Origin of the sequence: Brachybacterium halotolerans (assembly GCF_016623465.1) — a bacterium.
Taxonomy (GTDB): Bacteria; Actinomycetota; Actinomycetes; order Actinomycetales; family Dermabacteraceae; genus Brachybacterium; species Brachybacterium halotolerans.
This window is the reverse complement of the sequence record NZ_JAEDAJ010000004.1, coordinates 103,944-129,268: the sequence shown is the minus strand read 5'-3', so window position 1 is coordinate 129,268 and position 25,325 is coordinate 103,944. Positions and strand designations below refer to the sequence as shown.

Here is a 25,325-nt window from a genome sequence, read left to right as displayed (position 1 = left end):
CCGGTCCAGGCATAGAAGCCGCCCGCACACGCGGGAGGCGTGACCGATCCGTTCGTACCTTTGCAGCCGCCGGTCCCGATTGGCGCTACACCCCCTGGCGCGCTCTGGAGGCGCCCGGTGGCACGTCGGACTGCCGGGTCGTGGCCCGTCGGAGCCCGCGTCCTGGACGGCTCCGCTCGAGGTCATGCGAACAATCCGCAGTTCGCGTGCTTCGACGGGACGTTCGCCCACGCAACGCCGACATGAAGAAGCTCGGACAGACGCTCGATCCGCCGGACAGTGCGTGGTGGCACCCGGATGATCACGAACAGGTCACGGATCCCGGGCGGAACCGGCGTGCACACGTTTGCATGCCACTGTCGCCCGCATCACAGAGAACCAAGAGATGAGGGATCACCATGGCTGTCCTCGACTGGGTCGTCATCGCCGCATATTTCGTGGTGATGGTGCTGATCGGTCTCTACGCGAAAACGAAGATCAGCGACGCTTCCGACTTCTACGTCGCTGGAGGGAAGCTCCCGGCATGGCTGGTGGGCATCTCCCACCACATGTCGGGCTACTCGGCTGCAGTCTTCGTGGGTTACGCGGCGCTCGCCTACACCACCGGCTTCGCGGTCTACGTGTGGTGGGCGCTCAGCATCACCGTGGCATGCAGCATCGGTGCCTGGCTGTTCGCGCCGCGTTGGCCGCGGCTGAGGCAGCAGCTGGGGATCATCTCCCCTCTCGAGTACCTCGCGAAGCGGTTCAACGTCCCCACTGAGCAGTTGCTGGCTTGGTCGGGCGCAGCGTTGAAGGTGTTCGACGTGGCCGCCAAGTGGGTCGCCAGCGCGATCCTGCTGCAGGTCTTCGCGGGACTCCCGATCGCCTGGGGCATCCTCGTGGTCGGCGGGGTCACGATGGTCTACTCGACCATCGGTGGCATCTGGGCGGACGTCCTCACCGATCTCGGGCAATTCCTCATCCAGCTGGTCGCCGCGATCGCCATGATCGCGATCGTCATGGCCAAGCTTGGCGGCTTTTCGTCGCTGTGGACGATGTGGGACCAGCTTCCAAAGGGGCATGCGCTCCCGTTCAACGGGGATCTCACCGTCTGGTTCTTCCTCGCCTACTGCGTCATCTCCACTCTCTCCTACAACGGCGGCACCTGGAACCTCGCCATGCGCATGATCTCCACGGAGAACGGCGCGGCCGCTCGTCGCTCGATGGTCTTCTCCGGCGTTCTCTACCTGATCTGGCCGCTCGTGCTGTTCGTGCCCATGTGGGCTGCCCCCCTCTTCCTGCCGGACCTCGCCGATCCCGAGCAGTCCTACGCCCTGCTCGCCCAGCAGCTGCTGCCTGCCGGAATCATCGGTCTGGTTCTCGCCGGCATGTTCTCCCACACCATGGCGATGACCGCCTCCGACGCGAATGCCATCTCCTCCGTGGTGGTGCGCGACATCATCCCGGCCCTCCGCCGTGACAGGGGATTCCTGCCCGAGCGAAGAGAGCTCTTCATGGCTCGCCTGACCACCTTCCTGTTCATCACGCTCTCGATGGGCATCGCCCTCACGGCGGACAGCTTCGGCGGCGTGCTCGGCCTGCTCATCGCGTGGTTCGGTGCCCTCGTGGGCCCGATCGCCGTGCCGATGCTGCTGGGACTGCTGCCGGCCTTCCGCAGGTCCGGATCCGCCGCGGCGATCACCTCCTGGGCAGTGGGACTGGTCGTCTTCGCGCTGAACAAGTACGTGCTCGCCGGACCGATCGATGCGATGGGCACCGCCTCCGCGCAGGCACTCACCGTCGCCGCGCCTGTGCTCTGCTCGATCGTCGTATTCATCGCATACGGGTTCGTGCGCCCCGCTCACAGTGCCGAGGTCGACGAGCTCGTCGATTCCCTGAGCAGCGACGCGACGGCCGCGTCCACCACGGCAGCCGTGGCCCCGCGATGAGCATGCTCCGCAGTCATCTCGAAAACAACGTCCTGGACTGGTGGGGCAGGAATGGGGCCGACGACGAGCTCGGCGGTGTGCTGACCTGCTTCACCAACCGAGGTGACCTCGTCAATCACGAGAAGTACACCTGGTCGCAAGGACGCTGGGCTTGGACCTGCGCACTCGTGGCCGACGAGATCGACCTCGGCCGAGTCGGTGGTGACAGCTCCCTGTGGCGTGACCGCTGCGCTCGCACCGCGAGCTTTCTCGCCGCGCATGCCTTCCTCCCAGATGGTCGCACCAGCTTCCGTCTCGACGAGTATGGCCGGCACCTCGCTGACGGGAACGGAGAATGCGCCACGAGCGTCTTCGCGGATCTCTTCGCCGTCCTCGGCCTCGCGGGCGCCGCGCGCACGTCGGCCGAGGACCCCGGGCCGTGGATCGACCAGGCGGTACGGACCCTGGAGCAGGCGGCCACCTCGATCCGTCAGCGCACCGCGAAGAGCGCGCCGTACTCGGTCCCCGCCGGGTTCCGGGATCTCGCCGGCCCAATGACGCTCCTCCACGTGGCCGACGAGCTGGACCGGGCGGCGCCGGGCGAGAGCACCCGCCGTATCGTCGAACGCGCACACGATGATCTGCTCGGGGATGGGGACTCCTTCCTCGGGCCAGAACACTGGTGGGAGTTCCAGCCCGATGTGCCCGCCGCCGACGACACGCTCCTGGCACGGCACGTCACGCCCGGGCACCTGCTTGAGCTGCTCTGGATGCTCGTGCACATCGTCGATCGCAGCGACAGGATCACCGTTCCTGACACTCTGCTCACCTCGCTCGCCCTCCGCGCCCTCGAGACCGGTTGGGACAGACAGGAGGGAGGTCTGCTGCGATACGTCGACCGGGGGGAAGGAGGCAGGCCCGTCGGTCGTCTTCTCACGACCAGCTACGAAGCACTCGTGCAGCGCACCTGGGACACCAAGCTCTGGTGGGTCCATGCGGAGGCGACGTACGCGACCGCCCTGCTCGCCCGCCGCACCAAGTCGCCCGAGCTCGCCCGCTGGGCGCGCCGGGTGCGCGAGTACACCTTCGCCACCTTCCCTGACCCCGACGGCCGCGAATGGATCCAGATCAGGACCAGGGACGGACGGCCCCTCGACGACGTCGTGGCGCTACCCGTCAAGGACCCGATGCACATCACGCGCTCACTGCTGCTGCTGAACGCTCTCGAGAACCCCCGGACGACAGAGGAGACCCCGAATTGACGACCCCCGACCACCCGCTCACGGTCCACGCCTACCCGACGCTCGACGAGATGGGCGCGGCGGCGGCACGCGCAGCCGCACCCGTGCTCCGCGAGGCGATCACGAGAAGGGGCAGCGCCCGACTCATGCTGGCCGCCGCGCCGAGCCAGTCCGCGACACTGCGCGCCCTCGCTGCCGATGGCCTCGACTTCTCCGCGATCGACTGCTTCCACATGGACGACTACATCGGTCTCACTCGCGACGCCCCGCAGGGCTTCGGGAACTGGCTCGAGCACGAGCTCTTCCGCCTCGTCACGCCCCGCAGCTTCCATCGCATCGACGTCGCCGCGGACCCGGAGCAGGCAGCCTCCAACTATCGAGAGGCCATGGGCGATGAGCCCTTCGACGTCACGCTGTGCGGTTTGGGAGTCAATGGCCATCTCGCCTTCAACGACCCCCCGGCGGACCTCGAGGATCCGCTGACGGCCCGTGTGGTCGAGCTCGATCAGGTTTCCCGATGGCAGCAAGTCGATGAGGGCCACTTCGCCTCGGTCGACGAGGTGCCGGCGCACGCCATCACCGTCACGATTCCGCGCCTGCTCCACGCCCGTCGTATCGTCGTCTCCGTCCCCACGGCCGTGAAGCGCCAGGCGGTTCACGACGCCGTGCACCAGCCCATCTCCGGGAGCCATCCGGGGACAGCACTGCGCACGCACCCTGACGTCCACCTGTTCGTCGACACCGAGGCGGATCCCCGATGACCGATCAGCCCGCGGCCGCCCTCGCCGGCGCATATCTGGGCGCCGTCACAGATCTGATGACCCGCATCCGCAGCGAGGAGGAGGACGCGGTCACCGCCGCGGCGGGCCTCCTCGCCTCGCACATCGCCCAGGACCGTCTGGTGCACGTCTATGGCCCCGGGGGCCATTCGAATCTCGCCGCGCAGGAGGTGTTCTTCCGTGCGGGCGGGCTCATGCATCTCGCCGCGATCCTCGATGAGGGCACTCTTCTGTCCGGGGGCGCCCTGCGTTCCATGGCGATCGAGCGCAACCCCGGGTACGGCAGGATCGTCATCGATTCGGCCGGCCTCGGGGACGGTGATCTGCTGATCCTCGTCAACGCTTACGGGATCAATGCCGCGCTCATCGACGCCGCGCTCACGGCGTCGGAGCGCGGATGCACCGTCATCGGTGTCTCCAGCCGGCCCCACGCTGATTCGACCGCCCCGGACCATCCCGCTCGACACCCCTCGAAGAAGAACCTGCATGAAGTGGTCGACATGCACATCGACACGAAGGTCCCGGTGGGTGACGCCGTCCTCGAGATCGACGGTGTCGCGGAGCGCACCGGCGCCGTCTCGACCTTCGCGAACGCGTTCACCATGAACTGGCTGATGGCGACCACTGTCGCGCTGCTCGCCGAGCGCGGCATCGATCCGCCTATCTGGCGATCCGGCAACGCCCCGGGAGGCGACGAAGCCAACAACAGGTTCATTGCCGACTTCGCGGGACGGGTGAGGTGGCTGTGACCACTGTGATCCCTGGACTCGACCCCGTGAGAGGGGACGTGCTCGAGCTGCACGTCGATACCATGATCACGCACGTGTCGCGTCGCCCGAGGGAGGCGGGGGAGAGCCTCCCCTTCCTCGCGCCAGGGTTCATCGACCTCCAGGTCAACGGCTTCGCCGGGATCGACGTCAACGGCCCGGACGTCTCGGCGGAGCGAATCGCGGAGATGAGCGTGGCGCTCGCCGGCATAGGTGTCACCACCTGGGTGCCCACGATCGTGACCGCGCCCGAGGAGTCCATCTGCCATGCGCTGAGGTGCATCGCCGAGGCGCGAGCGGCGTCTCCGGTACTCGCCCATGCGATTCCCTTCGCTCACGTCGAGGGGCCATTCCTCTCCGCCGAGGACGGTCCGCGCGGTGTCCACGACCTCGAGCAGATCCGGCCCCTCGATGCCGATGAGGTCACTAGGTGGCAGGCTGCAGGTCCCGTCGGCATTCTCACGGTCTCTCCGCACACCGTCGACGCCCCCGGACAGATCGCCCGGATCGTCTCGGGAGGTGTGCAGGTGGCCATCGGCCATACCCACGCCAGCACTCCGCGAATCACGGCCGCCGTGGATGCCGGGGCTTCGCTCTCCACCCACCTGGGGAACGGAATTTTCCCCCATCTCGCCCGGCACCCGAACCCGATCTGGACTCAGCTCGCCGAGGATCGGCTCACCTGCGGGCTCATCGCTGACGGTCATCACTTGCCCGCCGAGACACTGGAGGTGATGGTGCGTGCCAAGGGGCCTGACCGTGCCTTCCTGGTCTCTGATGCCACGGAGCTCGCAGGCAGGGAGCCGGGGCTCTATCGGACCGCCGTTGGAGGAGAGGTCGAGCTGACCGTCGACGGTCGCCTTTCCTTCGTGGGTACCGAGATGCTGGCGGGGGCCGCGTCCGAGGTCGCCGCTGGGCTGCGATTCGTCCTCCGCTCCACGAGCCTGTCCTTGCCCGATGCGCTCGCTCTCGTCACTACGACTCCGGGCCGCGTCCTGGGTCGGGACACGACATTGCGGGCGGGCGCCGTCGCCGACCTCGTGACCCTCACGGCTGACGGGACCATCCAGCAGGTCTGGCAGCACGGTGTTCCGATCGAGCGCCCATGATCGACGTCGGCGCGGCGGTCCAGCCGCTGGGAATCCCGTCACCGGTGCCGATGTCCGGTTTCGCGGCGCGCGTCGCCCCGAGCGTGGGGGAGCACGATGTGCTGGGCGCCCGTGCCCTCGCCCTCGGCGACGCGGTGATCATCGCCGTCGACGTGTGCGCGCTCGAGGAGAGCACCTGCCGTGCGATCGCCGAAGCCGTCCGTCCCGGGCAGCCGGACCTGGTGGTCGTCACCGCGACGCATACCCATGCCGGTCCGTGCTCGGCCCTGCACCGGCTCACCCCCTGCACCCCGACGATCGAACGCATGATCGTCCGGGCAGCGGCAACGGCTGGTCTGAACGCCCGCGCCGCGCGGCAGCCGTGCATGCTCGCTCTGCACTCGGCGTGGGGCGTGGGCGTCGCGAAGAACCGGCGGCACCCTGGACGGGAGATCGACCCACCTGTCAGGATGCTCCGCTTCAGCGCCGGCGGGAGCGTCGTGGCCGCGCTCGTCACCTACCCCTGCCATCCCGTGGTGCTCGACGGCACCAATCTGCTGCTCTCCTCCGACTACATCAACGCGGTGCGACGCCGCATCGAGCTCGAGCACCCCGAAGCGGTCGCCGTGTTCACCACCGGCTGCGCAGGGGACGTCAACACGGGCCATCGCGCCGAAGCGTCCTACAGCCTCGAGGGAGCGGGCACCCGTACGTTCGCGGAGGCGGAGCGGGTGGGCACGCACATCGCCGAGACCATCCTCGCCACCGCGCCGACCCCCATGGATTCCGACGTGCTCGTGCTCCGTACACGGTCGGTCATGCTGGAGATCGATCGTCCTGGCGACGTGCAGATCGAGGCCGACCTCGCCGCCTGGAGCGTTGAGCGAACCACCGCCGAGCCCGGCCGCGCAGCGCTCCTTGACGTGTGGATTCGTTGGGCCCGCGACCGGCCCGAGGGCACCGTCTGGCAGGGCCGGGTCACTGCGCTCCGACTCGGCGAGCTGACTATCGTGGCTCTGCCGGGCGAGCCCTTCCTCGACGTCGCAGAAGCGATTGAGGAGCAGGTGGAAGGCCCGTGCCTGGTGCTCGGCTACGCCGATGGGTGCCCCGGCTACTTGCCGACGGCTGAGGAGTACCAGCACGGTGGCTACGAGGTCGAGGACGCTCACCGCTATTACGGGATGCCCGGACCGTTCGCCTCGGGATCCGCGGAGAGTCTGGTGTGGGAGGCGGTGGCGGCATGCCGGGCGGCCGTGTGAGGAAGGCCCCAACGATCGTCGAGATCGCTCGTGATCTGGGAGTGTCGTCCTCCACCGTCTCGCGGGCGTTCACTGCCCCGCGCCTGCTGAAACCGGAGACGGTCGAGAGGATCCGCGCCGCAGCCGCGGAGCGTGGCTATATCCCCAACGTCCACGCCCGCGCGCTCAGCACCGGCGTGCCTCGCACGATCGGGCTGATCGTCCCCGACATCGCGAATCCCTTCTTCCCGCCGATGATCCGAGCTGCCCAGCGTGTTGCCGAACAGAGCGGTCATACCGTGCTCATCGCCGATACCGACGGGGACGTGGAGCGCGAAAAGCGCATCATCGAGCGTCTCGCCGCACAGTCCGAGAGCCTGATCATTGCCAGCTCGCGACTGCCTTCCACCGAGCTCGTCGAGCTCACGGACCGGCGTCGAGTCCTCTTCATCAATCGCGACGAGCCGGACACCGCCCGCATCCTGGTAAGCGCGAGGGACGCCCTGTGCCGGGGTGTGGACCGACTGCTTGCGCTGGGGCACCGACGCTTCGCCTACGTTGGCGGTCCCGCGGGGTCCTGGTCCGAAGGTGAGCGCCACGGTGCCGTGGTGGAAGCGCTGCAGGGGACCAGGGCTCTCCTCCGGTCACTGCGGATCCCGAGCGGCACGTACGAGGACACGATGGCGGCAGGTGAACAGATCCTCCTCAGCGGCCCCACGGCCGTCATCGCCTTCGACGACGTCATCGCTCACGGAGTGATCGATCTTTTGCACCGGCGAGGGATCTCCGTTCCGGAGCAGATCAGCGTGGTGGGCTGTGACGACACCCTCGCCCTCACCACCCAGCCTCCGCTCGCGAGCATCGCGCTGAGAGCTGTCGACGCCGCTCGCCTGGCCGTGCAGATTGTCTCCGAAGGGCAGGTCAGCGAGATGCTCGCGCCTCGGCGTATCGCGCTGCAAGGCGAGCTTGTGGAGCGGGCGACGGTGGGCGCCGCCCCGGAGACGCACTGTCCAGGACGGGAAGCCCCGATGTGACTGCCGCTTCCGTAGCCGGCCGATTCTAGGGCGACGACGGGGATCCGGTCCTGCCGCGAGTGGCCGTCTCCACCACGGTCTGCGCGAGGAGCACGGCACCGTCCCGCACGGCCCGGTCGGCCGCGGGCGTAACGGCAGCATCCGCGAACTCGGGCTGATGGTTCACGGCGGGCAGGGAGTCGATGCCGAGGTACGGATGGATCGCCCGCACGTGCTGGGACACGTTGCCCATGTCCGTCGACGCCGTCGCCATGCCGCGCGGCCCGTTCTCCGCGAGATCCATGTCCCGGCCCTGCGCGGCGGCGAGACGAGTGAAGATCTCGGCGAGTTCGAGGTCGTTGCGGAACTCGGCATAGCGGGGGCTGGTCTCCCGCAGCTCCCAGGAGCATCCGGTCGCGAGCGCCCCGGCCTCGAAGCAGCGGCGCACGCGCTCGAAGGCGAGATCCAGCTCCTCGAGCGTGTCCGCGCGCACGTACCAGGATCCGCGGGCGCTCGCCGGGATCGCGTTCGGCGCGGTGCCCGCCTCCTGGACGATGCCGTGGACGCGGAGGGAATCGGGCAGCTGCTGGCGCAGCAGGCCGATGGCCACCTGGGCGATCGTGAACGCATCGGCGGCATTGACCCCGAGGTGAGGGTAGGCGCCCGCGTGCGAGGCCGTCCCCTGATACTCGACGTCGAAATGGGCGACGGCGCGCGGCCGGGCGAGCACGGCATCCGCCGGCCCCGGATGGATCATCAGGGCCGCCTCGAGGCCGTCGAAGCACCCGGCCTCGAGCATCGGGATCTTGCCGCCCCCGCCCTCTTCCGCAGGGGTGCCGATGACCCGGATCCGCAGGTCGAGCTCGTTTGCCACGGACTGCAGGGCGTGGGCGGCGCCGAGCGCGGCGGCGGCGATGATGTTGTGGCCGCAGGCATGGCCGAGCCCCGGCAGGGCGTCGTACTCGGCGACCAGGCCGACGGTCCTCGAGCCGGTGCCGTGCTCGGCGATGAAGGCCGTGGGCAGGCCCCCCGCACCCCGGGTGACCTCGAACCCCCAGGACTCCAGGTGGCCGGTGAGCAGAGTGGCCGAGGCATGCTCCTCCCAGGCGGTCTCCGGGTGGGCATGGAGCGCGTGGCTGATCTCCAGCAGGGACTCGCGCATGCGGTCCACATCCGCCTCGACCGAGCGCAGAAGCGCAGGTGGAGCATCGGGCATAGCTCTGTCGCCCGCTTCCGGAGTGCGCGTCCCCGTCATCACTCGTCTCCCGGGACGCCGTAGGACGGGGCCGCCGTGGGATCGAGGGCGCGCACGCGGTAGTCGGCCTTCTGGGGCATCCACAGGTCGAGCAGCCGGGCGATCTCTCCCAGCGGGTCGTCCGCGTCGTCGACGCGCAGGTCCGTGGTCCGCCAGGGGACGTCCTCGACGACGGCGAGGCCCGCGGAGCGGATCGGGCCTGCCTCGCCTCCGGTGTCCACTGCGGCGCGGAAGGCCGCCAGCAGGCGCTGCTCGAGGTCCGCGCCCGCGCTGGCCTCGAACGCATCGACCATCGCGGGGATCACGGCCTCATCAGCGAGCAGGTTCCCCGCGGCGACGCACTGGTCCCCGATCCGGGCCGCGCGCGTGCCCAGCGCGTTCGGGCCCGAGTGCTCTGCCGTGCGGCCTCCGGCGTCGATGACGGTGAGCTGCCGGTAGTCGGCATGCGGCTCCGTCGCGAGGACGGCGTCGAGGGCGGCGCCTGCGGGAGCGCCCGCCTCGAGCTGGTCGAGGACGGCGGTGCCGAGCGCCGGATTGGTGACGTTCTGGGAGGCCACGGCGCCGATTCCTGAGCGGAGGTGCAGGCAGCGCGAGGCGACGGCGGGGCTCGAGGAGCTCACCACCATGCCCAGGGCACCGGTGCGGGCGTCGCGGGCGACGATCGAGAAGGTCACCGGGCCCCCTCCGCGTGATCGTCGGCCTGGTCGCTGATCACCGCGGTGGCGTCGATCTCCACGAGCCATTCGGGGCGGGCGAGCGCATCGACCACGAGACCAGTGGAGACGGGGTGCACGCCCTTCAGCCAGCGGCCCATCACGCGGTACACGGTCTCTCGGAACCGGATGTCGGTGAGGTACACGGTCACCTTCACGACGTCGGCGAGGCGGCTGCCGGATTCCTTCAGCAGCATGTCGATGTTGGCCATGGCCTTCTCCGCCTGGGCCTCCACGTCGCCGATCCCCACGGACTCGCGGGTATCGAGGTCCTGCCCGATCTGGCCTCGCAGGTAGACGACGCCCCCGGCGACCACGGCCTGGCACAGGTCATTGTCGAGGTTCTGCTCGGGGTAGGTGTCCTTCGTGTTGAAGGGGCGGATGCGCGTGTGCGTGGTCATCGGGTGATCTCCTCCAGGATGTCCTGATCGGGTGCGGTGGGGCTCGATTCGGCCGACGTGCCGGCCGGGGTCGACGGGCGGGAAGCGGCCGACGGAGCAGACCCAGCCGTCGGGGTCGACGCGCCCTGCTCGGCCGGTGCGTACTGCGCGTACCGGCGGCGGGTGGCGATGTGGTCGGCGACGTGCATCGCATCGTGCCAGGTGCCCCAGATGAAGCTGGACCCGCGGCGCGACAGCCACGGCAGCCCCAGGAAGTAGATGCCGGACTCGGTGGAGACGCCGCGCAGATGGGCGGGGCGGCCGGTGGCGTCGAACGCGTCGACGTGGAGCCACGTGAAGTCCTGCGCGTATCCGGTCGCCCAGATGATCGAGGTGATGCCGGCCGCGCGCGGATCGATCGAGCGCACGGGGTCGGTGACGCAGGCGGGGAGGTCCCCCAGCTCGTGGGCCTCGGGCTCCTCGGGGAGGTTGAGCCCGTTCGCCTCGACGTAGGCGTCGGCCTCCTCCAGGAGCTCCAGGAGGTTGGCATCGCCCGCGGTGATGTTGCGACGGAGGTCGTCGGCGAAGCGGATCGTGCCGTCCTGCGAGGCCTCGGTGCGTCCCACCAGGGTGATGCCTGCGGCGGCGAGCTCCCGGAAGTCGACGGTGTGGCCGCCGCGGGCGCCGCTCACCGCGATCGTCACGTGGTCGGAGTCCGGTGCGGTGGCGTCCCACTTGCCCAGCGCGCCGAGCCACCAGACGAAGTCGCGGTCCCGGTAGCTGCGCGGAGGCCTGTCGTGCGGGCCGACGGACAGATGCACCTGGCGGCCGCTCGCGCGGAGCTCCTCGGCGATCTGGGCACCGGAGGACCCGGCGCCCACCACGAGCACGCCGCCCTCGGGGAGCTGATGCGGGTTCCGGTAGGCCGCGGAGTGGATCTGGTGCGGCACCAGGTCCTCGCTGATGATGCGGGGGGCGACGGGGACCTGGAACGGGCCGGTCGCCGCGATCACGCTGCCCGCGACGATCGTGCCCGCGCTGGTCTCGACGAGGAAGCCCGGGGCGCTCTCCCGCCGCGTCACGGCGAGCACTTCGACGCCGGTGCGCACGGGGGCGTCGAAGCTGCGGGCGAACGCCCCGAAGTAGTCGGCCATCTGATCCTTGGTGGCGAACTCGTCCGGGCCGACGCCGGGGATCTCCATGGTGGGGAAGCGGTCGTGCCAGGCGGGCCCGTTGGCGACCAGGGAGTCCCAGCGGCCGTGGCGCCAGCGGTCGGCGACGTCCGCCTTCTCCAGGACGAGGTGGGGGATCCTAAGACGGGTGAGATGGGCGCTTGCCGCGATGCCGGACTGTCCGGCGCCGACGATGACCACCTCGGTGGACTCGGCGGCCTCCATGGACTCGTCGGACGTGGCGGACCCGGTGTCCGGGCCGGAGGGGGTGGGCATGGAGCTGACCTTCCTCGTGGGAGTGCGGTGGGTGCGGGGGCTCGTCGACGGACTCAGACGAGCGGCGCGGCGGGCGGCGGTGAGGGGAGCGTCGCGGGGCCCTGGCCGCCGGCCTGTGCGTCGGCGGGCTCTGTGCGATCGGTGCCCAGGTCCTCGTCCTTCATCAGGTCGATGCCGCGGGACTCGCGGATGGTGGCGACGGTGACGATGCCGACCACGCCGACGGCGGCGAGGAAGAAGCCGGGCATCATCGTGCTGCCGGTGGCATCGATCAGCCAGGTGAGCAGGTACGGGGCGGTGCCGGCGAACAGCGCAGCGGTCAGGGCATAGGCGATCGACAGGCCCGTCTGCCGGGTGCGGGTCGGGAACAGCTCGACGACGGTCACCGCGTGAGTGCCCAGGATGATCGCGAGGATCAGTGCGAGCCCCATGGTGGAGACGAGCGCGGCCCAGGTGGTGCCGACCTGCATCAGGGCGAACAGCGGCACGGACAGGACGGTGAGCGCGATCGCGGCGGTGAAGAGCACCGGGCGTCGGCCCACCCTGTCCGAGGCGGCACCCGCGAGAGGCACCACCACGAGGGCGAGGGCGGAGCCGAGGGTGGACAGCAGCGCGGCGCGGCCGGCGTCGAATCCGAGGTTCACCTCCTGATACGTCAGCAGGTAGACCAGCACCACGTAGAACGTCACGTTCATGAAGATCTCCATGCCGCAGGTCTTCAGGAACTCGCGCCAGTTGGAGCGGAACACCTCCCTCACGGGGGAGGAGGAGACGGTCTCGAGCTCCTGCAGGGCGCGGAACTCGGGAGTGTCCTCGATCCGGCGGCGGATGTAGAACCCGATGAGGCCCAGGGGGACGGTGATGAGGAACGGAATGCGCCAGGCCCAGCCGGTGATCTGCGCGCTGCTGAACACCGTCTCGAGGATCAGCACGCAGAAGGAGGCGAGCAGGAAGCCCAGCAGGCTGCCGAACTCCAGCCAGCTGCAGCCGAACCCGCGGCGCTTCGCGGGGGAGAACTCGCCCAGGAAGGCGGCGGCGCTGCCGAACTCGCCACCGGCGGCGAGGCCCTGGACCACGCGGGTGGCGATCAGCAGGATCGGTGCCAGGATGCCGATGGTCGCGTAGCCCGGGAGGATCCCGAGCACGAGCGTGGACAGGGCCATCGAGAGGATGACGACGGTGAGGGTCGTGGTGCGTCCCAGCCGGTCGCCGAGGCGGCCGAAGATGACCGCCCCGATGGGACGGACCAGGAACGAGATCGCGAAGACCCCGAAGGTGGCGAGCAGCCCGGCGGTGCGGTCGGCCTCGGGGAAGAAGACGGCGGAGATCGTGGTCGCCATGTAGGCGTAGACCGCCCAGTCGAACCAGTGGACGAGCACGCCGATCGATCCGGCGATGGTGCTGGTGCGGATGGAACGGCGGTCGACCTGAACGCTGCGCGGGTCCGGGACGGCGGAGGCGGTCATGGTGATTCCCCTTCCTCGGGGTGATGGGTCCGACCAGAATCGGGGCCGCCGAGGAATCTCGCAAATAGCGGAATGCGGGGAACTTCTTCTGTTCTTCAGATGCCGACGGGAGATCTGCGCCGTGACCGAAGTGTGACTTCTTGTCTCATGAATGGGTGGAGTGCGGAGCGTGCCACCGTCGATGGAGGCAGTGCGAGACCCTGTCCTCGCTGTTCAGAGTCCCGCATCGACCGTAGTCGCGGCGTCCGCCCCGCCGATCACGCCGCGACAGGTGTCCGCGAAAGCGCGCGCCCGACGTGTGGGGAGAGCCCCGTCGTCATTCCATGCGAGCACGATGTCGAGAGGATGCGTCGGCTCGAGGATCGGAATGTGGTAGAGGCTTCCGCCGGCATATGTGGATTCGATCTTGGGCTGCTGATTCAAGAGAGTGAAGCCGTGCCCCATGGCGACCATCGCGCGCACGGCCTCGTAGCTCTCGAAGCGGTAGCGCACCGTCGGCTGGAGCCCGTGATCGGTGAACGTGCGCAGGAAGTAGTCCCGGCTGAGCGGCAGATCCAGCAGCACCAGCGGCTCCTTCGCGAGCTCGGCGAGACTCACCGACTCGCGCTGCGCGAGCGGATGATGCTGGGCGACCGCGGCATAGAGCGGGACCTGCGCCAGACGCTCCAGGCGGAGGGTCGCATCCAGCCCGAGGTCGTACGTCAGCGCGACCTCGATCCGATGGGCGGCGAGGGCGGGCCCCACCTCGTCGGCGGTCAGCTCGGTGACGTCCACGTGCAGCTGCGGTGCCCGCTCTCCCAGATCGCGCACGAGCGTGGGGAGGAAGAACGGGGCGAGAGTGCGGAAGCAGCCCACACCGACCCGCCCCCTCAGCGACTCGGAGTGCACGGAGGCCATGGCGTCGTCGAGCTGCGCGAGGATCTGCCGCGTGCGCTGCAGGAAATCCTCTCCCGCCGCGGTCAGCTGGAGTCCCCGGGCCCGCTGCCGGATCATGAGCTGGACGCCCAGCTGGCTCTCCAGGTGCGTGATCGCCGTGGAGATCGCCGACTGCGCGATGAACAGCTCGTCCGCGGCGGCGGTCATGCTCCCGTGCTCGGCGGCCGCCACGAAGTAGGTCAGCTGGGTGAGGGAGACGTCGCGTCGGCTGCTGGGCATGCGATCTCCTGGCGCGAACGAGGTGATGGCAGCGAATCGCGCATCCGCGTACAGCGTCATTCTGCGCGCTGCCGACGGCTGATCCGCGAAGGCGGGCGGCAGTTCACCGCGATGTGACGCCGCCGGGCCTCACATCGAGCCGCGACCGGCGGGTGAGCAGAGCGGAGATGTCTCCGGAGACCTCGCGCGGGGAGGCTCCGCGCTCGAAGACGACCGCGGGCCCGGGAGCCGCCGCCCCGACGGCCGTTCCGCCGATCGTCGCGCGCTCGTCGTCGACGCGCAGCCAGGTGCCTTCGCGCAGGCCCAGCACCGCGGCATCGTTCTCCTCGAGGAACTCGGCGAGGCGCTGCTCCCGCGTCTCGCCACGGTGGGTGCTGGCGGGGTCGGCGTCGATGAAGTGCGGGTTGAGCTGGAAGGGCACCAGTCCCAGTGCGTCGAACGATGACGGCTGCACGATGGGCATGTCGTTGGTCGTGCGGATCGTGCCGCCGGCGATGTTGGTGCCGGCGCTCGCCCCCATGTAGGGCATGTCCGAGCGGACGCGCTCGCGCAGCGGCTCGAGGAGCGCGAGCCGCTGCAGGGTCGCGAGCAGGCGGAAGGTGTTCCCGCCGCCGACGAAGACGGCCCGGGCACGCTGCACCGCCTCGACCGGATCGGCGGCGGCGTGCAGCCCGGTGACCTCCACGCCATGAGGTGCCAGCGCGTCGATGACACGCTGCGTGTACGCCTCGTGGTCCGCGAGCGCGAAGGGCACGAAGGTCAGCGGGGCCCCGTCGAGGAATTCCAGGACCTGGTCGACGGCGTGGGCGAGATAGCCGGAGTCGTGGTTGGTCGAGTTCGACAGCAGAAGCAGGTGCACGGTCATCTCCTGGAGGGGGCGAGCGGAAGGGTGGATGCGGAGGTCAGGATCGGCTGCGGGCCGCGGCGCCGCGGTTGGCGAGCAGATTGCCGAGACGCTGCGCGGCGTCGAGGAGCAAGGGGACCTGGGCGGTCAGATCGTCGTCGTAGGTGAAGACCTTCGGCTCGATCACCGAGATCGAGCCGACGGGCGTGGTGCCCACGCGCACCGGCGCGGCGACGGCGCGGGTGGTCTGGTCGAACTCGCCTTCCGAGTACGCCCAGCCCTGCCGATACGTTTCGTCGAGCAGCCGGTCCAGCGCGGCGTCGTCGACCTCGGTGAGCTCGGTGTACCGGGCGAAGGGACGCCCGGCGAGCATGTTGCGCCGCACCAGCGGATCGAGGAAGGCGAAGTAGGCCCGGGAGGTCGCGCCCGCGTGGGCAGGGTAGAGGTCGCCGACCAAGGGGTGTGAGCGCACGGGGCCGGAGTCGCCGTCGACCGCTGCCACGCACCGCACGTGATACCCGTCGGGGACGGTGAAGGAGGCGGTGCGTCCGGTCGACTCGGCGAGGCGCGCGAGCACGGTCTCCGCGAGCCGGGCCAGCCCGCCCCCTCGCTCCCAGAGCGCAGCCATGTGCCACATCGCCGGGCCCAGGCTGTAGCGCCGGGAGTACGGATCGGAGATGAGGAAGCCGCGGGCGGCAAGGGCTGCCAGCAGGCGCTGGCTGGTCGAGCGGTTGAACCCGAACTCCTCCGCGAGCTCGAGAACGCCCCAGTCCCGACGGGTCTCGTTGAACGAGAGCAGGATCTGGAGCGCGCGGTCCACGGTCTGCAGCGGGCCGCGTGCATCGGGCGTCTCGTCCATGCTCCGGCGCCTCCCTCGTCTCGGAACTGCGGGTGTGTCGAACCCAGTGTGCACAGCGTCCCCCGTGCGCCCCGCCGTGTCCATATTGCAAACCAGGAACTCAGATAACGGGAATCTGTTGCTCACGGATCGTGCAGCCGCCACGGTGGTGCGATCGCCTCGTGAGGCGGTGATCACAGCCGACTTTGGGAGGCCCCGTGTCCTCATCCCCCGCCGCATCCGTGTCCGAGCGTGCAGCAGCGCAGCACCCGCGGGCCTTCGAGCCCGTCACGGCGCTGATCACTCTCGCGGTCTCCCTCCTGGGAGCCGCGATCGGCATCCACATGATCACGACCCTCGGCGTCTCTCCGAACACGAGCGTGATCGGCGCCGTCATCGCGATGCTCATCGGGAGGGTCGGCTTCGCCGGACTCCACCGGATGCGCGACGTGAACCGGCAGAACCTCGTGCAGTCCTCGATCTCGGGCGCCACGTTCGCCGCAGCGAACTCGCTCCTCACGCCCATCGCGATCCCGTACCTCTTCGGACGCCCGGAGCTCGTGTGGCCCATGCTGCTCGGCGCGAGCCTCGGCCTGGCGATCGACGTGTACGTGCTCTACCGCGCCTACGGCTCCCGATTCTTCCCGGCCTCCGCCGCCTGGCCCCCCGGTGTGGCCGCCGCGGAGACCATCAAAGCCGGTGATCAGGGCGGGAAGCAGGCCGTAGTGCTGATCAGCGGCGGTGTGGTGGGGTTCGTGGCCTCCCTGCTGGGGCTGCCGATGTCCGCCGCCGGCATCGCGATGATCGGCAACATGTGGGCGCTGCTGATGTTCGCGGCAGGGCTGCTGATCGCGCAGTACATCCCGGGCCTGCTCGACGTGGACCTGGCCGCCCTGTACGTCCCGCACGGCGTGATGGTGGGCGCCGGTGTCGTCGCCCTCGTCCAGATCGTCCTCATCATGGCGGGCAAGCAGACTGCACGTCAGGCCGCACGCGCGCGAGAGCTCGAGGAAGCGGCCCAGGAGGATCCGGCGCTCGCGCCCACCGTCACCGATGCGATGCTCCGCAAAGCGCTCACTTCCGGGTTCGGACTCTTCTTCCTCGGTGCCGTGCTGCTCGCCCTGGTGGGTGGGATGTGGACGCAGCTGCCCTGGTGGGGGCTCATCGGCTTCGCCCTGTTCGCCGCCTTCGCCGCGATCGTCCACGAGCTCATCGTCGGCCTCGCCGCGATGCACGCCGGATGGTTCCCCGCTTTCGCCGTCACCCTGATCTTCCTGATCCTGGGACTTCTGCTCCATTTCCCCGCAGTTCCTCTCGCCCTGCTGATCGGGTACTGCGCCTCGACCGGCCCCGCCTTCGCGGACATGGGGTACGACTTCAAGGCCGGATGGATCCTGCGGCGGGATCGTCGTCCCTACACCGCGTTCGAGCTCGAGGGGCGCCGCGAGCAGCTCAAGGCCTCCGTGCTCGGCTTCGTCATGGCGATCGGCCTGGTGGCGCTGGTGTGGCCCAGCCTCTTCGCCGACGGGAACGTGCCCCCGACATCCCAGGTGTACGCCGACACCATCTCGGCTGGCCTGTCCGATCCGTCGGTCCTGGTCAACCTGCTCATCTGGGCGATCCCTGGCGCGATCGTGCAGATCATCGGCGGACCCGGGCGCCAGATGGGCATCCTGCTGGCGACCGGCCTGCTGGTCGCCACCCCGAATGCGGGCTGGCTCGTGCTCATCGCCCTGCTCGCCCGTGTGCTCTGGCAGCGCTGGCGCGGTGCCACAGGAGAGCAGGAGGTCGCTCTGGTGGGGGCGGGCCTCATCGCCGGGGACTCCGTGCACTCCGTCGGCACCATGATCTGGAAGCACTGAGAGCAGGAACAGGGCACCACATGACCAGAACATCCTTCACTCCGTCCGCCGCGAAGCCCGATGTCCGGATCGGCGTCGTCACCATCGGGCAGACGCCCCGCACGGATCTCACGCCCGAGCTCGCGCGGCACCTGCCCGGGGCGGAGATCGTCGAACGCGGAGCCCTCGACGGGCTCTCCGCCGCGCAGATCCACGAGCTGGCCCCACAGGCGGGAGAGCACGTGCTCACCACGCGACTGCGCGACGGCGGATCCGCCGTCATCGGCGAGGGCGCGGTCATGGACAGGCTCCCCGCGGTGATCCGGGAGCTGGAGGCCGACGTCGACGCCGTCCTGCTCGCCTGCACGGGGCCGTTCCCGAACATCGACCATCGACGGCCCCTGTTCGTCCCGGACCGGATCATCGCCCACGCGATCGGCGCGGCGGCGACCGCGGGAGAGCCGGTAGGGATCATCGCGCCGCTTCCGGAGCAGGTCGAGGACACGACCCGCAAGTTCGACGCCGTCCTGCGCGGGAGCTCCGCTGTGCACGTGGCCGCCTGCTCCCCGTACACGGGGACGACGAGCGAGCTGCGGCGGGCAGGCCGCGCGCTCGCCGAGGACGGGGCCCGGCTGCTGGCGATGGACTGCTTCGGGTACACCGCGGACATGCGACGGATCGTGGCCGAGGAGACCGGACTGCCGGTGATCGTCGCCCGTTCCATCGCCGCCCGGCTCGCCGCCGAGGCGCTCGGTCTCGAGGGGACGGCCGTCTCATGAGGCTCGGCATCATCCGCGTGCTCACCACGCAGGACAGCACCCTGCTGAACAGCCACGGCCGCGTCATCGCCGAGGAGTTCGGCGTCGATGCGGTCTCCCGCTGCATCCCCGACCAGCCCCGCGGCGTCCACTCGCCGGCGACCTTCGAGCAGGCGGCTCCGAAGGTCGCCGAGCTCGCCAGCGCCATGTCCGCGCACGACGACGTCGACGCGATCCTGCTCAGCTGCGCTGCGGACCCGGGCCTCGAGTCGGCGCGCGCCGCATCGCGCGTGCCGGTGGTGGGAGCGGGGTCGAGCGCGGCATGCGAGGCGATGGGGCTCGGGGAGCGCGTCGGCGTCCTGGACCTCACGGCGCGCACGCCACTCGCCGTCACCGCGCGGCTCAGGGACCGCCTTCTCACGGCGACCGTCCCCGACGGCGTCACGGAGTCGCGCGACCTCCTCACCGACGTCGGCCGGCGGGCGGCGCGCAGCGGCGCCGCGGACCTGGTCGCGCAGGGTGCGGATGTCGTGCTCCTCGCCTGCACCGGCATGACCACCATCGGCCTGCGTCATCACCTGGAGGGTGACCTCGAGGTCCCGGTGGTCGACGCCGTTCTCGCCGGTGCCCGCGCTGCCATCGCCGCTGCCGCGGAGACGGCATCCACTCCTTGATCCCCACCACCGCGTTCCACCATCGACAGGAGAGTTCCACCATGTCCTTCAGCCACCTGATCGCCGCCTACGATCTGCTCGACGATCCCGCGGTGCGCGGGGAGAGCGTCGCCGCGCACCTGCGAGGCATCTCGCCGCACGCGCAGGTCGAGGTCGAGGCCGTCACGGAGGAGGCGGGGACCACCGACTTCCTGCGCGTCGTGATCCCGGGGACCGAGGGGAAGCGATCCGGCGGATCCGCGCCGACGCTCGGCATCCTGGGCCGGCTCGGCGGCCTCGGGGCGCGTCCCGAGCAGATCGGCTTCGTCAGCGACGGCGATGGCGCGCTCTCCGCGGTGACCATCGCCGCCAAGCTCCTCGCCATGGCGGAGCGCGGGGAGCGCCTGCCCGGCGACGTCATCGTCGCCACCCACATCGACCCGGACGCCCCCACCCAGCCGCACGATCCCGTCCCCTTCATGGGATCCGTCGTCGAGCAGGAGGTCAGCAATACCCATGAGGTGAGCGCCGAGATGGACGCCATCCTCTCGATCGACACGACCAAGGGGAACCGGGTCCTGAACCACAAGGGCATCGCGATCACGCCGACGATCGCCGACGGCTGGATCCTCCGGGTCTCCGAGTCCCTGCTGGACATCGTCAGCCGCACCACCGGCCGCCTGCCCGCCGTCATGCCGATCACGATGCAGGACATCACTCCGTACGGGAACGACGTCTTCCACGTGAACTCGATCGTGCAGCCGTGCACGGCGACGGAAGCGCCGGTGGTGGGCGTCGCGATCGTCACCGAGTCCGCGGTGCCCGGATCCGCCACGGGCGCCACGGACCTGCACGATGTCGATCAGGCGGTGCGCTTCGCCATCGAGACCGCGAAGGACTTCGGTCGCGGGATCGCGGCGTTCCATGCGCCGGAGGAGCTCGAGAGGCTGCAGGCGCTGTACGGCAGCATGAGCGCCCTGCGCACGCAGGGCCGCTGACCTCGGGCGATCTTCGCGCACCCCCCTCACACCTCCCACGCGACCACACTCACCGAGTGCGCCGGCGCCGTGAACCTTCCATCCTTCAGCTCCACCGACCGCTCCCGCAGAGCGACGGTGTCCGGCACCCCGATCGTGTTCACCGCGAACAGGTCCCCGACCCCGTCGCCGAGGCTGTGCACGGTGACGGGGCCCGTCACGAGCTCGCCCTCGACGCTCAGCACCGCCTCGATGTCCTGGTCGGCCGAGCGGTTGATGACCGCGAGATAGCGCCGTGATCCGTCGGCCGACTCCGTCGCGCTGACGTCCAGCAGCGCGACGGGAGTGAGCACCTCAGTGCACTGCGCCTCCCCGCCCCAGCCCTGCTCGTGGCGCACGGGCAGGGTCACGGCAGGGCCGGCCACAGCGGCCCGCAGCGGCTGGGTGCCGAAGTGGTTCAGGTACAGGTCCCACACGTGGAAGGTCGCCGACCTGACCAGGCCGCCCTCGCGCACGGCGAGCAGGGCGTTGGCGTTGACGAGGTTGACGGTGTTCGCCATGGTCACCGGCACGCGGTTGCCGGCGGTGCGGTGGATCGCGTGGAAGACCCCGGCGTAGAACAGTGCGTCGGCGAGCGTCCTGGGGGAGTACCGGTTCACCTTCCAGCCGACGTCGGCCGCGACGCCGGGAGCGTCGGCCGGACCGGAGGTGTCCCGGGGCGCGATGCCGCCGTCGGGCCCGGGCTGCGGCTCGGGCCAGCTGCGCGGCTCGTAGTGGCGCATGTTCCACTCGTCGAAGGCGATCTGCAGGGGGCTGGTGATGCCGTGCCTGTCCGCCGCGGCGGCGACCTTCTGCGAGAAGCCCTGCAGCACCTGCTCCATGTGGATCGCCTGGGCGACGATCGCGTCGAACTCCTCGCGGCTGGGGTCGACGAGGTGGAAGCCGGCGCCGTAGGCGTGCACCGAGAACCAGTCGGTGAGCTCGCCGAGCTCGCGCACCACCACGTCCGTCCAGCGGTCGTCGTCGAGCCCCACGCACACGAAGCGGATCGAGCCGTCCACGGCGCGCATGAAGCGGGCGTGCTCGCGGGCGTCGTGCGCATACTGCTCGGGGCTGCGGTGGCCCATCTGCCAGGGACCATAGACCTCGTTGCCGATGCCCCAGATCGGCACGGGGAGCGGGGACTCGAGGCCGTCGGCCGCCCGTCGGCGGGTCATCGCGGTGTCGCCGGCGTGGTTGCAGTACTCGACCCAGCGGGCGGCGTCCTCGACGCTGCGGCAGCTGTGGGCGAGGTACGGGGTCGCGCCGGTCGCCTCGCACCAGGCGAGGAACTCCGGGGTACCGAACCTGTTGGTCTCCTCCGAGCCCCACGCGAGCTCGAGCCGGCGCGGGCGCTCGTCCCGCGGCCCGGTGCCGTCCTGCCACCAGTAGGCCGACGTGAAGTTCCCGCCCGGCCATCGCACCACCGGCATGCCCAGCTCGCGGCAGGCGTCGATCACGTCCTGCCGGCAACCGTCGAGCGGGCCATCGCTGGTCACCGAGAGCGGCGAGCCCTCGTCGAAGACGCCGCCCTCGATGTTCCCGAAGAAGGCGGACTCGAGGAAGTGGCCGTAGATCTTGGGGTCGAGGGCGGGGGAGTCGGTCGTGGGGGTGAGGGTGATGTGGGCGGTGGGATCGCCAGCGGTGGTGGGGGTGTCGGGGGAATGCACGGGGTCCTCTCCGGTGCGTGGGTGGGTGCGACGTCGCGCGAGCGGACTCCGCGTCGCGCGGTGCCCCGCCGTCGGGGCCCATGGATGGCGGCGTCCCTGCCGTGATCGCCGATGACGCACGTGGCCTGCATGCCGCAGGGAAGGCACGGCTCCATCCTGCCCCAGAGCGCGGCGCCCCGCAGAGGGAATCATGGAGCGGCCGCGGGCTGCGTGGGAGAGTCCCGTCGGCCTGTCGATTCGACCCGCCGATCCGGCCGACGGCAGGAGCGACAGTGCGTCCGAAGCCTGCTCGTGGCACGGCTTTGACCGGCGCGAACCCCACGGACCATCATCGGTGAGGAACCTTCTCAACGCCGAGCAGAGAGACCCCGAGGTGCCCGCTATGCCGCAGCACGTTCCCGCCTTCGTCCTGGAGCCCGCCGAGGGGTCGACCGCCGTCGGGGCCGAGCGTCTCCACGCCGACGAGATCGACGTCGCCGCCCCGCACCCGGGCGAGGTGCTGGTCGACGTCGCCGCCTGCGGCGTCTGCCACACCGACCTGCACGTCATGAAGGACGAGGTCGCCTTCCCCACCCCGGCCGTGCTCGGCCACGAGGTCTCAGGGGTGGTGCGCGAGGTGGGCGAGGGCGTCACCCATGTCGCCCCGGGTGACCGTGTGGCCTGCAGTTTCATCATGCCGTGCGGCACCTGCCGTCACTGCGAGAAGGGACTCGAGGACCTCTGCGAGACCTTCTTCCAGCAGAACCGTCTGGCCGGCCACCTCTTCGACGGCACCACCCGGTACAGCCGCGAGGGTGAGGACGTGGCGATGTACTCCATGGGCGGCCACGCCCGCAGCTGCGTCGTGCCCTGCCGGGCCGTGTTCCCGCTGCCCGACGAGGTGCCCCTGCACGACGCGGCGATCCTGGGCTGCAGCCTGTTCACCGGGTACGGGGCCGTGCGCGGCGTCGCGGACGTGCAGCCCGGGGAGAACGTCGCCGTGGTCGCCACCGGCGGCGTGGGGCTTAGCATCATCCACCTCGCGCGGGCCGCGGGCGCGCAGCGCGTCATCGCCGTCGACATCGACGACGAGAAGCTCGTGCTCGCCGCCGAGCTCGGCGCCACCGACGTCGTCAACTCCGCGACCCAGAATGCGGCCGACGAGGTGCGACGCCTCCTCGGCCACGGAGTCGACGTCGCCTTCGAGGCCCTCGGCTCCGTTCCCACCGTGTCCCTCGCCGTGGACCTGCTGGACGACGGCGGCCGCGCCGTCCTCGCCGGCATCGCCCCGGCCGGCCAGACCCTCGACGTGGAGATCGCCAAGCTCGTGCGGCGCAAGCTCCGCATCCTCGGCTCCTTCGGCGCTCCCGCCTCGACCACGATGCCCGAGGTGATCCGCCTGGCCGCCGAGGGCAGCATCGACCTCGAGCGGCTGATCACGGATCGGTTCACGTTCGAGGAGACCGCGGAGGCGTACCGGAAGCTGAGCGAGCGTGAGATCCGTGGGCGGGGAGTTGTTGTGGTGCGGCCGGACTTGGGGTGACTTCCGCGTCGGGAGATGGATCAGCAGGCGAACTCGCTCTCACTGAGCGCTTTTTTGCCGAATTCTCGGCAGTCGGGAGCCTCACCGCCCTCAGAAACTGTTCGGGACCGAGGTGTGCGCTTCGTCGAGTAGCGGGCGGCGATGGACCGTCACGGACACGAGGGCAAATCGCGGCCCAGCGGGTGCTGGGGTAGCGTCATCCGGTCGTCGCGTCAGGGACGTGCCTCGGAACGCGATCACTTCTGCAGCTGCAGCTGCAGCTCGGCGGCCGGGGAAGACCAGGAGACTGGTTACAAGGAAGTACCCCAGAATGATGAGACCGGCAATGAGGCCAGCGGCGACCCCCAAGCCCGACAGGGAGCTGAGGAACAAGGCGAACATTGCGATGGAAATGCCGATAAGTGAGCCAGCCAGGGCGAGATCTTCGCTCACATAGGTGCTCATCGCGACCTGGTACTCGTTGACTCGAAGGGTGAGGTTGCGTCGACTCTCCTCAGTAGGCTCGACTACGGGAGCTGCGCCGAGAGCCTTCAGTTTCCGGTTGATCGCTCTGATGGGGCGGGATGGTCGCAGCTTGGTCTGCTTCGAAGAGAGCTCGTGGCCCCTTGGTCCGTCCCGGTCAGACTCTCCGACGGTGCAGGCGCGCACACGTGCGGTGTACTTCCTTGGGCGACTACTCATCGACGACCCCCTTCTAGACCTCTGTATGCACAGTAAAGAGTGAGTCCGACACTCGAGACCGCGGTGGCGCACGGGAACAAGGAGCACGCACCGGGGTTGTGGACCTCTTGGAGGCCAATGCCGCTTCGATTCGTTGCTACCAAGCACCGATCGACGCACTGCACGGCAAGGGCCAGGGTCAGGTTGCAGGAGCCTGGATCGCGAGCAGGCGCCGCGCTCCGTGATCGAGCACGTGCTCGTGCGTGCCCGCGATCTGCTGGACGGACTGGGAGCCCTGCCGAGGACGTCGTCGCGGTGTGCGTCGGCCTGCCGAGCCCGGTGGACCAGGCGACGGGGCGGGCGCTGAACCCGGTCGGCATGCACGGCTGGACCGGCGAGGACGTGCGCGCCCAGATCGCTGAGGTGTTCGACGGGCCCGTCCTCGTGGACAACGACGTGAACCTCATGGCCTACGGCGAGCGGACGTTCGTCTACCCGGAGGCGCAGGACCTCATCTTCGTGAAGCTCGCGACCGGCGTGGGTGCGGGCGTCATCGCCGGGGGAGCGCTGCAGCGGGGCGCCCAGGGCTTCGCCGGCGACATCGGGCACGTCCCGCTCCTGAACTCCGACCGACCGTGCCCGTGCGGCAATACCGGCTGCGTCTCGCTCACGGCCTCCGTTCCGGGGCTCGCCGCCTCCCTGCGCGAGGCGGGCCGGGAGCTGGAGACTGACGCCGAGGTGGTTGACCTCGTCGCCCAGGGCGATCCCGAGGCCCAGCGCCTCCTGCGCCAGGCCGGCAGGGACGTGGGCGACGTGATGGTCGCGGCCGTCGGACTCCTGAACCCGTCACGCCTCGTGATCGGCGGGCCGTGGGGACCCGGGTTCGAGGTGCTCATCGCCGGCGTGCGGGAGACCGTGTACGGCCGGGGGTTCGCGCCCGCGACCCGGCAGCTGCGGATCGAGGCGTCGAGGACGCCGGACATGGCCGCGATCCATGGGGCGGCGGCGCTGGCGGTGGAGGCGGCGATCGGAATCTGACGCTGATGGCTGTGACTGCGTTAGCGCCACCCCGG

Annotated in this window: 23 protein-coding genes; 13 read left to right on the top strand and 10 right to left on the bottom strand. The window is 69.9% G+C overall.

Going from position 1 to position 25,325, the window contains the following annotated elements:
- The first annotated feature begins 398 nt into the window (after positions 1 to 398).
- From I8D64_RS09155 to I8D64_RS09125, 7 genes are read left to right on the top strand one after another with little or no spacing between them, the layout of a single operon-like run.
- Complete coding sequence (locus I8D64_RS09155) at positions 399 to 1,928, top strand: sodium:solute symporter family protein (RefSeq protein ID WP_200502199.1); 1,530 nt, start codon at positions 399 to 401, stop codon at positions 1,926 to 1,928.
- 2 nt (positions 1,929 to 1,930) lie between these two features.
- The gene (locus I8D64_RS09150) at positions 1,931 to 3,169 is read left to right on the top strand and encodes an AGE family epimerase/isomerase (protein WP_200502198.1); all 1,239 of its coding nucleotides are present in this window, start codon (positions 1,931 to 1,933) and stop codon (positions 3,167 to 3,169) included.
- Positions 3,166 to 3,909 (top strand): 6-phosphogluconolactonase, encoded by a 744-nt coding sequence (locus tag I8D64_RS09145; protein WP_200502197.1) that lies wholly within the window; start codon positions 3,166 to 3,168, stop codon positions 3,907 to 3,909. The genes I8D64_RS09150 and I8D64_RS09145 overlap by 4 nt, the downstream gene beginning before the upstream one ends.
- The gene (locus I8D64_RS09140) at positions 3,906 to 4,676 is read left to right on the top strand and encodes a sugar isomerase domain-containing protein (protein ID WP_200502196.1); all 771 of its coding nucleotides are present in this window, start codon (positions 3,906 to 3,908) and stop codon (positions 4,674 to 4,676) included. Before I8D64_RS09145 ends, I8D64_RS09140 begins: the two co-directional genes overlap by 4 nt.
- On the top strand, positions 4,673 to 5,803 hold the full coding sequence (locus I8D64_RS09135) for an amidohydrolase family protein (protein WP_200502195.1): 1,131 nt from the start codon (positions 4,673 to 4,675) through the stop codon (positions 5,801 to 5,803). The genes I8D64_RS09140 and I8D64_RS09135 overlap by 4 nt, the downstream gene beginning before the upstream one ends.
- Positions 5,800 to 7,041, top strand: coding sequence for a hypothetical protein (locus I8D64_RS09130; protein WP_200502194.1), 1,242 nt, complete (start codon positions 5,800 to 5,802; stop codon positions 7,039 to 7,041). Before I8D64_RS09135 ends, I8D64_RS09130 begins: the two co-directional genes overlap by 4 nt.
- Complete coding sequence (locus tag I8D64_RS09125) at positions 7,023 to 8,054, top strand: LacI family DNA-binding transcriptional regulator (protein WP_200502193.1); 1,032 nt, start codon at positions 7,023 to 7,025, stop codon at positions 8,052 to 8,054. Before I8D64_RS09130 ends, I8D64_RS09125 begins: the two co-directional genes overlap by 19 nt.
- Positions 8,055 to 8,079: 25 nt before the next feature.
- Here the strand turns inward: I8D64_RS09125 and I8D64_RS09120 are convergent, their stop codons facing one another.
- The 8 genes from I8D64_RS09120 to I8D64_RS09085 form a co-directional block, all read right to left on the bottom strand.
- On the bottom strand, positions 8,080 to 9,195 hold the full coding sequence (locus I8D64_RS09120; protein WP_246482907.1) for a M20 family metallopeptidase: 1,116 nt from the start codon (positions 9,193 to 9,195) through the stop codon (positions 8,080 to 8,082).
- Between the two features lie 92 nt (positions 9,196 to 9,287).
- Positions 9,288 to 9,962, bottom strand: a complete 675-nt coding sequence (locus I8D64_RS09115; RefSeq protein ID WP_200502191.1) for a DUF1028 domain-containing protein — start codon at positions 9,960 to 9,962, stop codon at positions 9,288 to 9,290.
- On the bottom strand, positions 9,959 to 10,402 hold the full coding sequence (locus I8D64_RS09110; protein ID WP_200502190.1) for a RidA family protein: 444 nt from the start codon (positions 10,400 to 10,402) through the stop codon (positions 9,959 to 9,961). Before I8D64_RS09110 ends, I8D64_RS09115 begins: the two co-directional genes overlap by 4 nt.
- Positions 10,399 to 11,829, bottom strand: a complete 1,431-nt coding sequence (locus tag I8D64_RS09105) for a flavin-containing monooxygenase (protein WP_246482906.1) — start codon at positions 11,827 to 11,829, stop codon at positions 10,399 to 10,401. The genes I8D64_RS09110 and I8D64_RS09105 overlap by 4 nt, the downstream gene beginning before the upstream one ends.
- Positions 11,830 to 11,882: 53 nt before the next feature.
- Complete coding sequence (locus I8D64_RS09100; RefSeq protein WP_200502189.1) at positions 11,883 to 13,295, bottom strand: MFS transporter; 1,413 nt, start codon at positions 13,293 to 13,295, stop codon at positions 11,883 to 11,885.
- Positions 13,296 to 13,508: 213 nt separating this feature from the next.
- Positions 13,509 to 14,450, bottom strand: a complete 942-nt coding sequence (locus tag I8D64_RS09095) for a LysR family transcriptional regulator (protein ID WP_200502188.1) — start codon at positions 14,448 to 14,450, stop codon at positions 13,509 to 13,511.
- Positions 14,451 to 14,553: 103 nt separating this feature from the next.
- Positions 14,554 to 15,315, bottom strand: coding sequence for a dipeptidase PepE (pepE, locus tag I8D64_RS09090; protein ID WP_214651162.1), 762 nt, complete (start codon positions 15,313 to 15,315; stop codon positions 14,554 to 14,556).
- A 37-nt stretch (positions 15,316 to 15,352) separates the two neighbouring features.
- Positions 15,353 to 16,153 carry an IclR family transcriptional regulator gene (locus I8D64_RS09085; RefSeq protein WP_200502186.1) on the bottom strand — a complete coding sequence of 267 codons (801 nt, stop codon included), beginning with the start codon at positions 16,151 to 16,153 and terminating at the stop codon, positions 15,353 to 15,355.
- Positions 16,154 to 16,350: 197 nt separating this feature from the next.
- Here I8D64_RS09085 and I8D64_RS09080 point away from each other — a divergent pair, with 197 nt between their 5' ends.
- From I8D64_RS09080 to I8D64_RS09065, 4 genes are read left to right on the top strand one after another with little or no spacing between them, the layout of a single operon-like run.
- Positions 16,351 to 17,994, top strand: a complete 1,644-nt coding sequence (locus I8D64_RS09080) for an OPT/YSL family transporter (protein ID WP_200502185.1) — start codon at positions 16,351 to 16,353, stop codon at positions 17,992 to 17,994.
- Positions 17,995 to 18,014: 20 nt separating this feature from the next.
- Positions 18,015 to 18,752: an AroM family protein gene (locus tag I8D64_RS09075; RefSeq protein ID WP_200502184.1), complete on the top strand. Its 738-nt coding sequence runs from the start codon at positions 18,015 to 18,017 to the stop codon at positions 18,750 to 18,752.
- Positions 18,749 to 19,405 carry an aspartate/glutamate racemase family protein gene (locus I8D64_RS09070; protein WP_200502183.1) on the top strand — a complete coding sequence of 219 codons (657 nt, stop codon included), beginning with the start codon at positions 18,749 to 18,751 and terminating at the stop codon, positions 19,403 to 19,405. Before I8D64_RS09075 ends, I8D64_RS09070 begins: the two co-directional genes overlap by 4 nt.
- Before the next feature lie 41 nt (positions 19,406 to 19,446).
- A complete protein-coding gene (locus I8D64_RS09065; protein ID WP_200502182.1) occupies positions 19,447 to 20,382 on the top strand; it encodes a DUF1177 domain-containing protein in 936 nt (311 codons plus the stop codon).
- A gap of 26 nt (positions 20,383 to 20,408) precedes the next feature.
- Here I8D64_RS09065 and I8D64_RS17795 read toward each other — a convergent pair whose 3' ends face one another.
- Positions 20,409 to 22,070 (bottom strand): alpha-L-arabinofuranosidase C-terminal domain-containing protein, encoded by a 1,662-nt coding sequence (locus I8D64_RS17795; RefSeq protein WP_343068513.1) that lies wholly within the window; start codon positions 22,068 to 22,070, stop codon positions 20,409 to 20,411.
- A gap of 382 nt (positions 22,071 to 22,452) precedes the next feature.
- Here I8D64_RS17795 and I8D64_RS09055 point away from each other — a divergent pair, with 382 nt between their 5' ends.
- Positions 22,453 to 23,592 carry a zinc-binding dehydrogenase gene (locus tag I8D64_RS09055; RefSeq protein ID WP_200502180.1) on the top strand — a complete coding sequence of 380 codons (1,140 nt, stop codon included), beginning with the start codon at positions 22,453 to 22,455 and terminating at the stop codon, positions 23,590 to 23,592.
- 90 nt (positions 23,593 to 23,682) lie between these two features.
- Here the strand turns inward: I8D64_RS09055 and I8D64_RS09050 are convergent, their stop codons facing one another.
- Positions 23,683 to 24,036, bottom strand: coding sequence for a hypothetical protein (locus tag I8D64_RS09050; RefSeq protein ID WP_200502179.1), 354 nt, complete (start codon positions 24,034 to 24,036; stop codon positions 23,683 to 23,685).
- Positions 24,037 to 24,390: 354 nt separating this feature from the next.
- Here I8D64_RS09050 and I8D64_RS09045 point away from each other — a divergent pair, with 354 nt between their 5' ends.
- Positions 24,391 to 25,290 carry an ROK family protein gene (locus tag I8D64_RS09045; protein WP_246482905.1) on the top strand — a complete coding sequence of 300 codons (900 nt, stop codon included), beginning with the start codon at positions 24,391 to 24,393 and terminating at the stop codon, positions 25,288 to 25,290.
- Positions 25,291 to 25,325: the final 35 nt, after the last annotated feature.

What these genes read in the sequence shown, in the direction of transcription:
- I8D64_RS09155 (WP_200502199.1), top strand. Translation starts at nt 399, where the DNA reads ATGGCTGTCCTCGACTGGGTCGTCATCGCCGCATATTTCGTGGTGATG.
- I8D64_RS09150 (WP_200502198.1), top strand. Translation starts at nt 1,931, where the DNA reads ATGCTCCGCAGTCATCTCGAAAACAACGTCCTGGACTGGTGGGGCAGG.
- I8D64_RS09140 (WP_200502196.1), top strand. Translation starts at nt 3,906, where the DNA reads ATGACCGATCAGCCCGCGGCCGCCCTCGCCGGCGCATATCTGGGCGCC.
- I8D64_RS09130 (WP_200502194.1), top strand. Translation starts at nt 5,800, where the DNA reads ATGATCGACGTCGGCGCGGCGGTCCAGCCGCTGGGAATCCCGTCACCG.
- I8D64_RS09125 (WP_200502193.1), top strand. Translation starts at nt 7,023, where the DNA reads ATGCCGGGCGGCCGTGTGAGGAAGGCCCCAACGATCGTCGAGATCGCT.
- I8D64_RS09120 (WP_246482907.1), bottom strand. Translation starts at nt 9,195, where the DNA reads ATGCGCGAGTCCCTGCTGGAGATCAGCCACGCGCTCCATGCCCACCCG.
- I8D64_RS09110 (WP_200502190.1), bottom strand. Translation starts at nt 10,402, where the DNA reads ATGACCACGCACACGCGCATCCGCCCCTTCAACACGAAGGACACCTAC.
- I8D64_RS09105 (WP_246482906.1), bottom strand. Translation starts at nt 11,829, where the DNA reads ATGCCCACCCCCTCCGGCCCGGACACCGGGTCCGCCACGTCCGACGAG.
- I8D64_RS09100 (WP_200502189.1), bottom strand. Translation starts at nt 13,295, where the DNA reads ATGACCGCCTCCGCCGTCCCGGACCCGCGCAGCGTTCAGGTCGACCGC.
- I8D64_RS09095 (WP_200502188.1), bottom strand. Translation starts at nt 14,450, where the DNA reads ATGCCCAGCAGCCGACGCGACGTCTCCCTCACCCAGCTGACCTACTTC.
- pepE (WP_214651162.1), bottom strand. Translation starts at nt 15,315, where the DNA reads ATGACCGTGCACCTGCTTCTGCTGTCGAACTCGACCAACCACGACTCC.
- I8D64_RS09085 (WP_200502186.1), bottom strand. Translation starts at nt 16,153, where the DNA reads ATGGACGAGACGCCCGATGCACGCGGCCCGCTGCAGACCGTGGACCGC.
- I8D64_RS09075 (WP_200502184.1), top strand. Translation starts at nt 18,015, where the DNA reads ATGACCAGAACATCCTTCACTCCGTCCGCCGCGAAGCCCGATGTCCGG.
- I8D64_RS09070 (WP_200502183.1), top strand. Translation starts at nt 18,749, where the DNA reads ATGAGGCTCGGCATCATCCGCGTGCTCACCACGCAGGACAGCACCCTG.
- I8D64_RS09065 (WP_200502182.1), top strand. Translation starts at nt 19,447, where the DNA reads ATGTCCTTCAGCCACCTGATCGCCGCCTACGATCTGCTCGACGATCCC.
- I8D64_RS09055 (WP_200502180.1), top strand. Translation starts at nt 22,453, where the DNA reads ATGCCGCAGCACGTTCCCGCCTTCGTCCTGGAGCCCGCCGAGGGGTCG.
- I8D64_RS09050 (WP_200502179.1), bottom strand. Translation starts at nt 24,036, where the DNA reads ATGAGCACCTATGTGAGCGAAGATCTCGCCCTGGCTGGCTCACTTATC.
- I8D64_RS09045 (WP_246482905.1), top strand. Translation starts at nt 24,391, where the DNA reads ATGCCGCTTCGATTCGTTGCTACCAAGCACCGATCGACGCACTGCACG.